Below are 11,645 nucleotides of genomic sequence, written 5' to 3'. Positions count from 1 at the left end.
CACCCAGACAACCCTCAAGTGGCTGCCACGGCCCCTGCCGGCGCGGTGACCGGCGGTGCAGCCTCGTCGCGCAGCGCCTGCAGGAAGCTGTTGCGCCACCAGTGCACGTCCTGGCGCTGGATGCGTTCCATGAGCCGTTCATGGCGCCACTGGCGCTCGGACAGCGGCATGCGCAGCGCGGTCTGGATCGCGTCGGCCATGCCCTGGGTGTCGTAGGGGTTGACCAGCAAGGCCTCCTTGAGTTGCTCGGCCGCGCCGGCAAAGCGCGACAGCACCAGCACGCCCGGGTCCTCGGGCTCTTGCGCCACCACGTATTCCTTGGCCACCAGGTTCATGCCGTCGCGCAGCGGCGTGACCAGCCCCACGCGTGCCGCGCGGCACAGGCCGGGCACGCGCTTGCGGGCGACGGTGCGGTGGATGTAGCGCAGCGGCATCCAGTCCAGATCGCCATAGTCGCCGTTGATGGCGCCGCACAGGCCCTCCAGCTCCTGGCGCAGGTCGGCATAGGCGTGCACGTCGTCGCGCGAGGGCGAGGCGATCATCACCAGTGTGGCGCTGTGTTCGTTCTCGGGGTAGCGTTCCAGCAGCTGGCGGAAGGCGCGCACGCGGTGCGGGATGCCCTTGGAGTAGTCCAGCCGGTCAATGCCCAGCAGCAGCTGGCGGCGTGAATACTCCGCGCGCAGGGCTTCGCAGGTATGCACGGCGTCTGGTGCGCGGCCCAGGCGCTGGAACTCCTGCACATCGATGCCGATGGGGAAGGCCGCCACGCGCACGGTGGCGTTGAAGGCGCGCAGGCGCTGCCCGTCCAGCTCTTGCGCATGGGCTTCGTTGACCATGTAGCGTGTGAAGTGGACGACGTCGGCCTCGCTTTGCAGGCCCACCAGGTCGTAGGCAAAGAACGAACGCATCAGCCACTCGTGTTGCGGCAGCGCTGCGAGGATGAGCGGCGGGGGAACGGGCACATGCAGGAAAAATCCGATGCGCTGGCGGCAACCCAGCGCACGCAGCTCCGCCGCCAGCGGGATCAGGTGGTAGTCGTGCACCCAGATCACGTCGTCCTCGCGCAGCAGCGGCAGCAGCTTGCGCGCGAACATCTGGTTCACGCGGCGGTAGCCCTCGCTGTAACTGGCGCTGAAGTCTGCCAGGTCCAGCCGGTAGTGCAGCACCGGCCACAGCACGCTGTTGGCGTAGCCCTGGTAATAGGCCGCGTGGTCCGCCTGGCACAGGTCCACGGTGGCCAGGGTCACGTTGCCGGCTTGGTGTGTTTGCAGCGCACCTTCGCCGGGTGTGCCGTCCCGGGTGACCGTGCCGCTCCAACCGAACCACAGGCCGCCCGTGCGTGCCAGCGCGTCGCCCAGGGCCACGGCCAGGCCGCCGGCAGCGCTCTTGCGCGGGTCGGCCAGGCGGTTGGAGATGACGACGAGTCGGCTCATGCAGGAAGGCTCCAGGTCAGATCACGCTGTCCCAGGGGGCGGACAGCCGCATGGCGGCATTGATGATGCCCACCATGGAATAGGTTTGAGGGAAGTTGCCCCACATCTCGCCCGTGGCGGCGTGGGTGTCTTCGGACAGCAGCCCCAGCGGGTTGCGCACGGCCAGCATGGCCTCGAAGATCTCCTGCGCCTGCTCGCGCCGGCCGGTGCGCGCCAGCGCATCGATGCGCCAGAAGGTGCAGATGTTGAACGCGGTCTCGGGCTTGCCGAAATCGTCCGCGGCTTCGTAGCGGCGCATGAAGGGGCCGTCGCACAGCGTGTGTTCCATGGCGTCCAGCGTGCTCACGAAGCGCGGGTCGGTGGGGTGGATCAGGCCCACCTCGGCCATCAGCAGCACGCTGGCGTCCAGCTCGCTGCCGTCAAAGCTCTCAGCAAACACCCGGCGCTGGGCGTGCCACGAGCGCTCCAGGATCTCGCCATGCATGCGCTGCGCATGCTGCTGCCAGTAATGGGCGCGCTCGGGCAGTTGCAGTGCGCGTGCGATCTTGGCCAGCCGGTCGCAGGCCGCCCAGCTCATGAGGGCTGACGAGGTGTGGATGCGCGCGCGCGTGCGCAGCTCCCACATGCCCGCGTCGGGCTTGCCGTACACCTGCACGGCCAGCTCGCCCACGCGCTCCAGGCGCTCGAACTCCGCGGCTCCGGCGGGGTGCAGCAGCCGCCGGTCGTGGAAGGACTGCGCCGCGCCCAGCACGATGTTGCCGTACACGTCGTGCTGGAAGTGCTCTGCCGCCTGGTTGCCCACGCGCACCGGGCCCATGCCGCGGTAGCCAGCCAAGTGGGGCAGGACGGATTCGGGCAGCTCGTGCTCCAGCCCGATGCCGTACAGCGGCTGAATGTGGCCGCTGCCGGTTTTGGCCACGATGTTGCCGAGCCAGCGCAGGTAGTCCTCCATGGTGCCCACTTCCGACAGGCTGTTGAGCGCGCGCACCACGAAGAACGCGTCGCGCAGCCAGCAGTAGCGGTAATCCCAGTTGCGGCCGCTGTGCGCGGATTCGGGGATGCTCGTGGTCATCGCCGCGACGATGGCGCCCGTGTCCTCGAACAGCGACATCTTCAGCGTGATGGCCGAGCGGATCACGGCCTCCTGCCACTGCAGCGGCAGATGCAGGCGCTGGGTCCAGTGCTTCCAGTACGACACGGTCTCTTGCTCATAGTGGCGTGCGGTGTCGCCAATGCCGCCGGAGAGCGTTTCGTCTGCGCCGAGCAGGAAGTTGTATTCGCGCCCCGCTACAAAGGGCTCGCCCGAGAGCACGTAGGCCACGGGCGCGTCGGTATTCAGCCGCAGCGTGAAGTCGCCCCCCACGTAGCGGATGTGGTTGCTGCCGCGCGTGAGGGCGGGCTGGGCCATGCCCCAGTCGTAGCGCGGCTGTACCAGCACGCGGATGCGCGGTGCCCCCCGCACCGGTCGCACGCGGCGCACCAGCATCACGGGGCGAAAGGCGCGAGAACGTGCGAAGAAGCGCGGGCAGAAGTCGGTCACCTCCAGGCAGTTGCCGTGCGCGTCGGTCAGGTGCGTGCGCAGCACGGCGGTATTGGGCTCGTACCACTGCTCGCTGCGGGCGAAGTCCTCCAGCTCGATGGCGAAGCGGCTGCCATCGGGGCCGGGCTGGACCAGCGCATTGAACACCGGGTCGCCGTCAAAGCGTGGCATGCAGCTCCAGACAATGCAGGCGCGCGCATCCACCAGCGCGCTGATGGTGCAATTGCCGATCATTCCCAGCGCCAGCGACGGTGCGGCCATGGCGGTGGCGCCCACGTGAGGTGCTTTGCTCGTCATGTGATCTCCTCGCCCACGGCGTGCTGCAGCCACTGGCGTACGGCAGCAGGTGTGGCCAGCCGCGCGCGGGCGCGCGTCGCGCCTTCGCCCACCTTGATGCCCAGGCCCCCCAGCGACTGTGCGGCGGCAAAGCCGGCTTCGTCCGTCACATCGTCACCCACGAACAGCGGCGCGCGCCCGGCGAAGGGAGCCAGGCGCATGAAGTCCGTGATCGCGCGGCCCTTGTCCGGTCCCACGGGCTTGACCTCGTACACGAACTTGCCGTGCAGCAACTCGGCCCCCGGCACCTCGCGCAGCGCCTGTGTGATCGCCTGCAGGCACAGCGCCTGCAGTTGCGGCGCCTGCCGGTAGTGCAGCGCCAGGCCGGCGCTCTTGGCCTCCAGCAGCAGCTCGGGGTGCTGGGCCATCAGCGGGCGCAGCGCGGCCAGCAGCGGCTGCAGTGGCAGCGCCGGCAGGCCGCCGCTGCGCCCGTTGCCCAGGCGGTACTGCGCGCCATGCTCGCAGGCCACGGGCAAGCGCAATGGGTCCAAAAAATGGTCGATGTCGGCCATGGTGCGGCCGGTGACGATGGCCAGCGCCCCCTCCAGCCGCACATGCAGTGCTTGCAGGCAGTCCACCACGCCGGGTGGCAGCTGCACGGCATGCGGCTGTGCGGCAATGTCGGCCAGCGTGCCGTCGAAGTCGAGGAACAGGGCGTGGCGGGAAGTCGGCAGAGGCGGCGTGGGCATCGCCCGCAACCTTAACCCTGCACGCGCGCGGCCACTGTAGGCCGGCTACCCGCAGGGCCGTAGGCATTGAAAACCTGACCCCTTACCCGCAATTGCCTGGTTTCGCCAACCCCCGCGAGGTCCTCCATGAGCTCCCCCGAAGCACTGCATGTCGTCTGCCCCCACTGCCACACCACCAACCGCGTGCAGGCCGCGCAACTGGGCAGTGCGCCCGACTGCGGCAGCTGCCATCGGCCACTGTTCACGGGCGAACCGCTGGCGCTGGATGCGGCCAGCTTCGACCGGCATGTGGCGCGCAGCCATCTGCCGGTGGTGGTGGACTTCTGGGCGCCGTGGTGCGGCCCCTGCCGCCAGATGGCGCCAGCCTTCGCACAGGCTGCGCGCGAGTTGGAGCCGCGCATGCGGCTGGCCAAGCTGGATACCGAGGCGCACCCCGCGATCGCGGCGCGCTACGGCATCCGCAGCATCCCGACGATGATCCTGTTTCGCGGCGGACAGGAGGCAGCGCGCATCTCTGGTGCGCTGGGTGCGGCCGATATCGCGCGCTGGGTGCAGTCGGTGTAAGGCGCTGCGGAACCAACCCTCGTGTGGCGCGCGCCCCTGTTGTGGGGCCGCGGCGCTGACGATTCGCCATACGAATGGCTGTTGCTGCGTACCCTCGGCCAATCCTCACCGGGAATCCTCACCAGGGCCAGGCATCAAAGGTGCTCAGCCAGCGTCGCCCTGAGGCTCTGGGGCAGGCTGCGCGGTGGCGTGAAGCCAGTCGGCCACGGCCTGTACGCGGGCGGCGTGAATCATCTCGCCCACCTTGGGGCCGCTCAGGCCCAGTTGCGCAGCGTGCGCAGCCACGCTGCTGGTGGTGACCGACTGCACGGCCGCGAGCGCGGCGTTGATGCGCGCGCGCTGCGGGTAGGGCCGATCGGCAAAACCCAGGCGTCCGCGCGCATCGCATTCGCAGGCCAGCAGGATCTCGTCCAGCCGCGCGGGTTTGCGGATGGCGTCGCAGCGCTCCAGCAGGCGCACCAGCGCGGCAGCGCCCAGGTCGCCGCTGCGGTGGATGTTGCCGTGCTCGCGCGCCACCACGTCGGCCAGTTCGCGGCATTCCACCGGCACGCGCAAGCGTTCGCACACGGCCTTGAGCAGCCGCGCGCTGCGCTGCTCATGGCCGATATGGCGTGGCAGCACGTCGTGCGGCGTGGTGCCTTTTCCCAAGTCGTGCGTGAGGCAGGCGAAGCGCACGGTGAGCGGGGCCTGCAAATGGGCTGCCATGTCCAGCACCATCATCAGGTGCACGCCGGTGTCCACCTCGGGGTGGTACTCGGGGCGCTGGGGTACGCCCCACAGGCGCTCGACCTCGGGCAGCACCACGGCCAGCGCGCCACAGTCGCGCAGCACGTCGAACATGCGCGAGGGCTGCGGCTCCATGAGCCCGCGCGCCAATTCCTGCCACACGCGCTCGGGCACCAGGTGGTCGGCCTCGCCGTCGTGCACCATCTCGCGCATGAGCTGCATCGTCTCGGGCGCCACGGTGAAGTCGGTGAAACGCGCCGCAAAGCGCGCCACGCGCAGGATGCGCACCGGGTCCTCGCGGAAGGAGTCGGTCACATGGCGCAGTACCCGCGCCTGCAGGTCGCGCGCGCCGCCATAAGGGTCGAACAGGTCTTCAGCGCCCGTCCAGTCAGCGCTGGCAGCTATTGCATTGATAGTAAGGTCGCGCCGTGACAGGTCTTCTTCCAGTGTCACGTCGGGCGACGTCTGCACCACGAAGCCGCGGTAGCCGCGCCCGCTCTTGCGCTCGGTGCGCGCCAGCGCGTATTCCTCGCGCGTCTCGGGGTGGAGGAAGACGGGGAAGTCGCGCCCCACGGGCAGGTAGCCGCGTGCCACCATGTCGTCGGGCGTGGCGCCGACGACGACCCAGTCGTGGTCATTGACGGGGCGGCCCAACAGCCGGTCGCGCACGGCGCCGCCCACCATGTAAATCTGCATGGGGGCAGTGTATTCAACCTGGAATCGGCCGCTGTCCGCACGTCATCGCCAGGACTGCCGCCCCGCTGGACGAGGCAGGGCGCAGGTGGCAGTAGCCGAAGCATTCTTCGCTGCGCAGATCGTCCTCGTCGATGCCGGCGTCGTCCGCCGCGCGCAGCGTGCGACCACGGCCGGTTTGCAGGCGCAACCCACAGGCTTGTCCAGGTGAAAAGCCATGTGCCCTCGGCCAGCGGGACGGGGGCACGCAGGTGGGTGGTGTCGTCGGCCGTGGTACAGGCCTTTCGGCGCGTTGGCCTGACTGGTGGTTACGCCACCTCTACAACCGGGTGGGGGTTGAACCGCGCGTTCTCCACCTGCCCATCCTTGGCATAGCCGCGCGGGTTGCACAGCACGCGTGTGCCGTGCAGCCGGTAGTCGAAGCTGTCGTGCGTGTGCCCATGCACCCACAGCCGCGCGCCGCTGCCCTCGACCAGGGCCTGTGCGTCGGACACGAAGGCGGCGTTGATGGGCGAACCCGCAAAGCGCGGGTGGATGCTGTGTGGCGAAGGCGCGTGGTGGGTGACGACCACGGTGGGGCCGGCAAAGGGCTGGGCGAGTTCGCGCGCCAGCCAGCGGGCGTTGGCGTCGAACAGTTCGGCCGCATGCTGGGGCGTGAAGAGCGCCCCGCCGTCTTCACCACCCGCGCGTATGCGGCTGAAGTCGCGCATGAACTGCTGGGCCTGGGCCATGGCCTCGGTGCGGGCGGCGCCATCGCCGGCCACGCGGAAGTCGCTCCACAGCGTGCTGCCGATGAAGCGCACGCCCTGCAGCACCAGGCTGCGGTTGTCCAGCAGGTGCACGGGGCTGCCCTCGCACAGACGGCGCAGCTCTTGCGCGGTGTCCTGCAGGCTGGAGCCGTAGAACTCGTGGTTGCCCGGCACGTACAGCACCGGCTTGGCGAAGCCCTGCGCCCAGGCCACGGCGGCCGCGGGGCGGGCAATATCGCCCGCGAGGATCACCACATCCGCGTCGGTGCGCGGATGCTCCATGCCCTGCACGCCCAGGTGCAGGTCGGACAGGATGTGCAGTTTCATGGCACCGCGCCGGCGGGCTAGGGCCTGTTCACACTATTTTTGCCAGATGCGTTGCGATCAAAAAGGGCCAGGCGCAAGGCGCCAAACGAAGCTGGGGTGCTACCCCAGCGAGGCTTGGCAACGCCGCGAATGGCCCTTTTTGATCGCAACCCGGAGGGAACGGAGTGAAAACCGCGCCATTCGTCGTTGCCCTCCTAGCCAAGGCCCCGGCCTTGGCGTCGTCACGCGCCTAGATTGGCGCGGTTTTCACGCCATTCGCACTGGCAAAAATAGTGTGAACAGGCCCTAGCCGCGCCGCGCGCGGTAGGGCTCGTCGAACGGCACGAAGTCCTGCTCGGCCAGTGCGCCGTCGATCCAGGCCTTCACGCCCGGCAACTGCTGCACGCGCTGCACATAGGCGGTGATGTGTTCAGGCACGGGCAGGGCAAAGGTGGCCAGGCGCATGCACACCGGCGCATAGAACGCGTCGGCAATGCTGAACTGGCCGAACAGCATGGGGCCGCCGTGCTGGTCCAGCAGCTCGCTCCACATGTCGACCAGGCGCTGCACGTCGGCGCGCACGGCGGGCTGGTCGCGCCACACGATCTCGCCCACTTCGGGCAGGCGGGCCTCGATGTTCATGCCGCAGTGGCTGCGCAGCGCGCCGAAGCCACTGTGCATCTCGGCCACCACGCTGCGGGCGCGGGCGCGCGCGGCCTTGTCCTGGGGCCACAGATGCTTGTCGGGGTACTGCTCGGCCAGGTATTCGGCGATGGCCAGGCTGTCCCAGACGGTAATGTCCCCATCCACCAGCACGGGCACCTTGGCCACGGGGGTGACGGCCTTGAGCTGGCGCTTGAACTGCGAATTGGCATCGAAGCTGTCAAAGCGCACGGGCACTTCCTCGAACGCGATGCCGGCCTGGCGCAGCAGCACCCAGGGGCGCATGGACCAGGAGGAGTAGTTCTTGTTGCCAATGTAGAGCTGGAGCATGGAGGGGTTCCTTGATCCTGTGGTGCTACGTTAAAAAGAGCTGCTCGCGCCCGTAATCACAGGGTTTGAGCTCGTTATTTGCTTGAAAGCACCGTATGCCAAGCGCAAACCGCTCTTGTTTTTGAAGCGTCAAACCGGCCAGACCACGCCGTTGTCGTTGAGTATGGCGTCCAGCGGCAGATCGTGTGCCTCGGGCTCGAAGTCGTCCAGGTAGCCGTGGGTGAACCCCAGGCCCACGGTGGCGGGGCGGGGCTGCAGCGCAGCCAGCGTGCGGTCGTAGAAGCCCCCGCCGTAGCCCAGGCGGTAGCCGCCCGGGCCGTAGCCCACGCAGGGCACGAACAGCAGCGTGGGGTGGATGAGCTCGGTGTCCTTGGGCTTGGGGATGCCGTAGGCGTCTTCCTCCATGGGGCAGCCGGGATACCAGGCGTGGAAGGTGAGCGTCTTGTGCACCTTGTCCACCACGGGCAGGCCTATGCGGCGCAGCTGGGGCTCGTCCAGCAACTCGCCATCTTCCTTCCAGCGGTGCAGCGCGGGCAGCGGATCGAACTCACCCTTGATCGGCCAGTAGGCGCCGATGATGGTGTCCGGGCGGTCCACCAGCCAGATGCGCATCACGCGTTGCAACTGGTCGGCGCGCTGCAGGCGGTCCGGCAGATTCAGGCGCTGTTCTACCAATGCGCGGCGCAGGGCTGCTTTGTCCATCACATAATCCCCCAATGCTTTGGATGAAGATTCTGACACCGCTGATCGCCGGCGCTGCCCTGGCCACCGCCGCGCCGTGGGCCGGGGCGCAAAACCGCGGCGATGACACCGTCCTGGAGATGCAAAAGGCCTTCCGCAAGGGCGACAAGCAGCGGCTTGCCGCGCTGCTGCCGGGCGCGCGCGGCCATGCCCTGGAGCCCTGGGCCGCGTACTGGGAACTGCGTGCGCGGCTGGAGGAGGCCCAACCCGCTGAGGTGAACGCCTTCCTGCAGCGCTGGGCTGGCACCTACCAGGAAGACCGCCTGCGCAACGACTGGCTGCTGCTGCTGGGCCAACGCCGCGACTGGGACCAGTTCGCAGAATTTCACCCGCAGTTCCGCATGGGCGATGACCGCGAGGTGCATTGCTACGCGCTCGCGATCGAGCAGATCAAGGGCACGGCCGCCGAGAGTGCCGGCGCCGAGATGCTGCGCCACTGGTATGCGCTGCGCGAGCTGGACGACGGCTGCTCCAGTGCCGCCGCCGAGATGCTGGCCGCCAAGAAAATCAAGCCCCTGGACGTGTGGCGCAAGGCGCGTCTGGGCGCAGAGGCCAACCGCCTGCGCGTGGTGCGCAAGGCGGTGGAAATCGTCGCGCCCGATGCGCTGCCGCAACTGCGCGAGGCGCTGGACTCACCTTCCAAGTACCTCACGGGCCGCGCCACGGCGCGTGGCAAGGAGCGCCAGGAACTGGTGGTGCTGGCGCTGACCCGCATGGCCATGAGCGATGTCGCCAACGCCGCCAGCCTGCTGGACAGCAAATGGGGGCCGCACCTGTCGGCCGAGGAGCGCAACTGGCTCTGGGGCCTGATCGGCAAGCAGGCCGCCACGGCGCTGTCGCCCGATGCGCTCAGCTACTACGCCAACGTGGGCCGCGATGCCGACCTGACCGACGACATGCTGGCCTGGCGCGCGCGCGCCGCGCTGCGGGCCGGGCAATGGAAGCTGGTGGGCCGCAGCATCGATGCCATGAGCCCCGCGGCGCGCCAGGAAAGCGTCTGGACGTACTGGAAGGCGCGCGCCCTCATGGCCAACCGCCCCGGCGACGAGGATCGCGCGGCCGCGCGCCAGCTGTATGCGCGCATCGCCGGCACCACGGGTTTCTATGAACAGCTGGCGCTGGAGGAGCTGGGCGAGCGCGTCACGCAGCCCCCGGCGCCCGCACCGCTGACCGAGGAAGAAAAAGCCACCGCGCGCGCCAACCCCGGCCTGAACCGCGGGCTGTATGCGATCTTGCTGGGCCTGCGCAGCGAAGGCGTGCGCGAGTGGAACTACACCACCAACCTGCACACCCCTGGCGGCATGGGCGAGCGCGAGCTGCTGGCCGCGGCCGACTTCGCCTGCCAGCGCGAGGTGTGGGACCGCTGCATCAACACCAGCGAGCGCACCAAGGGCGTGATCGATGCGGCGCAGCGCTTTCCGATGCCGTTCCGCTCCGCCGTGGTGGAGCGCGCGCGGGGCATCGGGCTGGACCCGGCCTATGTCTATGGCCTGATCCGCCAGGAAAGCCGCTTCATCATGGATGCCCGCTCGGGCGTGGGCGCGTCGGGCCTGATGCAGGTGATGCCCGCCACCGCGCGCTGGACGGCCCGCAAGATCGGCCTGGAGGGCTTCACCCCGCAGCAGCTCTACGACCGCGACACCAACATCACGATCGGCACGGCCTATCTCAAGCTGGCGCTGGACGACTTCGACGGTTCCATGCCCCTGGCGGCGGCAGCCTACAACGCCGGCCCGGGCCGCCCGCGCAACTGGCGCAACGGCCCGGTGCTGGACGCGGCCATCTGGGCCGAGAACGTGCCCTTCAGCGAGACGCGCGACTATGTGAAGAAGGTGCTGGCCAATACGGTGAACTACGCCGCCATCCTCACCGGCCAGCCGCAGTCGCTCAAGAGCCGGCTGGGCACCGTGGGCCCGCGCGACGCGCGCGCGCCGGAGCCGAACAAGGATCTGCCTTGAATCTGCCTTGAGGGCTGCTGCGCTATATAAAAAGGAGCTTTCAGCGCTTGCTGGATAAGCGCTGGAGCCATTTTTCATGCCACATCGTCACCCCGCGGCGGCGCCTTGCGGCCGGTGAGCATGGCGCGCACCAGGTTCTCGCGGTGCTGCAGGCAGGTCCATAGCACACCGCCCACATGCAGGGCCACGCAGGCCAGCAGGGCCCAGCCCAGGGACTGGTGCAGGTGGGCCAGCCAGCCATAGCCCCAGAACCGGTCGGTGGTGTAGAGCCAGCCCGTGAAGCCCAGCAACGCCATGATCGCCAGCAGTGCCAGCACCATCCAGGCGCCCAGCGGGTTGTGGCCGAGGTAGCGCGGCGCATGGCCCGCCAGCGCCAGGCGCGCATAGGCCAGCGTGGCCGCAGGCGTGCGCACGAACTGGGCGAAGCGCGCATAGCGGCTGCCGCCGAATCCCCACGCCACGCGCGCGGCCAGCAGGGCCAGGGCCACGTAGCCCACGCGCTCGTGCAGCGGACCGGTGTCGTCGCTGCTCCACCAGGCCATGGCCACGCACGCGGCCAGGCCCCAGTGCAGCAGGCGCACGGGCCGGTCCCACACGCGCAGCGGTGCGCCAGCGGCGCGCGCACCGTCAGTCTTGAACGCGCTCAAGCGTCTTGGGGTCGAAGAAGGCTTCCACGCGCTTGCCCTGCGGGTCTTTGCCGTAGACCTCGTAGCAGGTTTCGGTCTTTTCCATGCGGCGCACGGTCCAGCCTTCCTTCACGAGCTTCTGCTCCAGCTCGGTGTGCGGTCGCCATTCGGCGGGGGGATGCTCGGGGCAGGTGACCTTGCCGTGGGCGAAGGCGCTGCTGGCCGAGACGGCGAGCGCCAGGGCGGCGATGTGCGGGATCCAGGATGTCATGCGGGGCTCTCTTTCTTGCC

The 11,645-nt window shown here is 68.9% G+C and carries 11 protein-coding genes; 2 read left to right on the top strand and 9 right to left on the bottom strand.

What is annotated here, in order from left to right; translation table 11 throughout:
- Nucleotides 1-14: 14 nt before the first annotated feature.
- The 3 genes from otsA to otsB are packed head-to-tail and all read right to left on the bottom strand — an operon-like array spanning nt 15 to nt 3,998.
- Nucleotides 15-1,433 (bottom strand): alpha,alpha-trehalose-phosphate synthase (UDP-forming), encoded by a 1,419-nt coding sequence (otsA, locus tag I3K84_RS10530; protein ID WP_196994461.1) that lies wholly within the window; start codon nt 1,431-1,433, stop codon nt 15-17.
- Between the two features lie 16 nt (nt 1,434-1,449).
- A complete protein-coding gene (locus tag I3K84_RS10525) occupies nt 1,450-3,270 on the bottom strand; it encodes a glycoside hydrolase family 15 protein (RefSeq protein ID WP_196994460.1) in 1,821 nt (606 codons plus the stop codon).
- Nucleotides 3,267-3,998 carry a trehalose-phosphatase gene (otsB, locus tag I3K84_RS10520; RefSeq protein WP_196994459.1) on the bottom strand — a complete coding sequence of 244 codons (732 nt, stop codon included), beginning with the start codon at nt 3,996-3,998 and terminating at the stop codon, nt 3,267-3,269. Before otsB ends, I3K84_RS10525 begins: the two co-directional genes overlap by 4 nt.
- A gap of 126 nt (nt 3,999-4,124) precedes the next feature.
- Here otsB and trxC point away from each other — a divergent pair, with 126 nt between their 5' ends.
- The gene (gene trxC, locus I3K84_RS10515; RefSeq protein WP_011803963.1) at nt 4,125-4,562 is read left to right on the top strand and encodes a thioredoxin TrxC; all 438 of its coding nucleotides are present in this window, start codon (nt 4,125-4,127) and stop codon (nt 4,560-4,562) included.
- 144 nt (nt 4,563-4,706) lie between these two features.
- Here the strand turns inward: trxC and I3K84_RS10510 are convergent, their stop codons facing one another.
- The 4 genes from I3K84_RS10510 to I3K84_RS10495 form a co-directional block, all read right to left on the bottom strand.
- Nucleotides 4,707-5,984 (bottom strand): multifunctional CCA addition/repair protein, encoded by a 1,278-nt coding sequence (locus I3K84_RS10510; protein ID WP_196994458.1) that lies wholly within the window; start codon nt 5,982-5,984, stop codon nt 4,707-4,709.
- A gap of 305 nt (nt 5,985-6,289) precedes the next feature.
- Complete coding sequence (locus I3K84_RS10505; RefSeq protein WP_196994457.1) at nt 6,290-7,057, bottom strand: metallophosphoesterase; 768 nt, start codon at nt 7,055-7,057, stop codon at nt 6,290-6,292.
- Between the two features lie 285 nt (nt 7,058-7,342).
- Nucleotides 7,343-8,029, bottom strand: a complete 687-nt coding sequence (locus I3K84_RS10500; RefSeq protein WP_047350066.1) for a glutathione S-transferase family protein — start codon at nt 8,027-8,029, stop codon at nt 7,343-7,345.
- Between the two features lie 129 nt (nt 8,030-8,158).
- A complete protein-coding gene (locus I3K84_RS10495; RefSeq protein ID WP_103738534.1) occupies nt 8,159-8,731 on the bottom strand; it encodes a 5-formyltetrahydrofolate cyclo-ligase in 573 nt (190 codons plus the stop codon).
- A 14-nt stretch (nt 8,732-8,745) separates the two neighbouring features.
- Here I3K84_RS10495 and I3K84_RS10490 point away from each other — a divergent pair, with 14 nt between their 5' ends.
- Nucleotides 8,746-10,728 (top strand): lytic transglycosylase domain-containing protein, encoded by a 1,983-nt coding sequence (locus I3K84_RS10490; RefSeq protein ID WP_196994456.1) that lies wholly within the window; start codon nt 8,746-8,748, stop codon nt 10,726-10,728.
- A gap of 74 nt (nt 10,729-10,802) precedes the next feature.
- Here I3K84_RS10490 and I3K84_RS10485 read toward each other — a convergent pair whose 3' ends face one another.
- Complete coding sequence (locus tag I3K84_RS10485) at nt 10,803-11,375, bottom strand: cytochrome b/b6 domain-containing protein (RefSeq protein WP_172205759.1); 573 nt, start codon at nt 11,373-11,375, stop codon at nt 10,803-10,805.
- Complete coding sequence (locus I3K84_RS10480) at nt 11,356-11,625, bottom strand: PepSY domain-containing protein (protein WP_011803970.1); 270 nt, start codon at nt 11,623-11,625, stop codon at nt 11,356-11,358. The genes I3K84_RS10485 and I3K84_RS10480 overlap by 20 nt, the downstream gene beginning before the upstream one ends.
- Between the last annotated feature and the right edge of the window lie 20 nt (nt 11,626-11,645).

It is taken from the genome of Diaphorobacter sp. JS3051, assembly GCF_015832135.1.
In the GTDB taxonomy this organism is placed as follows: Bacteria; Pseudomonadota; Gammaproteobacteria; order Burkholderiales; family Burkholderiaceae_C; genus Diaphorobacter; species Diaphorobacter nitroreducens.
This window is presented reverse-complemented; position numbering and strand designations above follow the sequence as displayed.

Bases quoted from the DNA above. Each gene is read 5' to 3' on its own strand.
- I3K84_RS10510 (WP_196994458.1), bottom strand. From the start codon at position 5,984: ATGCAGATTTACATGGTGGGCGGCGCCGTGCGCGACCGGCTGTTGGGC.
- I3K84_RS10500 (WP_047350066.1), bottom strand. From the start codon at position 8,029: ATGCTCCAGCTCTACATTGGCAACAAGAACTACTCCTCCTGGTCCATG.
- otsA (WP_196994461.1), bottom strand. From the start codon at position 1,433: ATGAGCCGACTCGTCGTCATCTCCAACCGCCTGGCCGACCCGCGCAAG.
- I3K84_RS10505 (WP_196994457.1), bottom strand. From the start codon at position 7,057: ATGAAACTGCACATCCTGTCCGACCTGCACCTGGGCGTGCAGGGCATG.
- I3K84_RS10480 (WP_011803970.1), bottom strand. From the start codon at position 11,625: ATGACATCCTGGATCCCGCACATCGCCGCCCTGGCGCTCGCCGTCTCG.
- I3K84_RS10525 (WP_196994460.1), bottom strand. From the start codon at position 3,270: ATGACGAGCAAAGCACCTCACGTGGGCGCCACCGCCATGGCCGCACCG.
- trxC (WP_011803963.1), top strand. From the start codon at position 4,125: ATGAGCTCCCCCGAAGCACTGCATGTCGTCTGCCCCCACTGCCACACC.
- I3K84_RS10495 (WP_103738534.1), bottom strand. From the start codon at position 8,731: ATGGACAAAGCAGCCCTGCGCCGCGCATTGGTAGAACAGCGCCTGAAT.
- otsB (WP_196994459.1), bottom strand. From the start codon at position 3,998: ATGCCCACGCCGCCTCTGCCGACTTCCCGCCACGCCCTGTTCCTCGAC.
- I3K84_RS10490 (WP_196994456.1), top strand. From the start codon at position 8,746: ATGCTTTGGATGAAGATTCTGACACCGCTGATCGCCGGCGCTGCCCTG.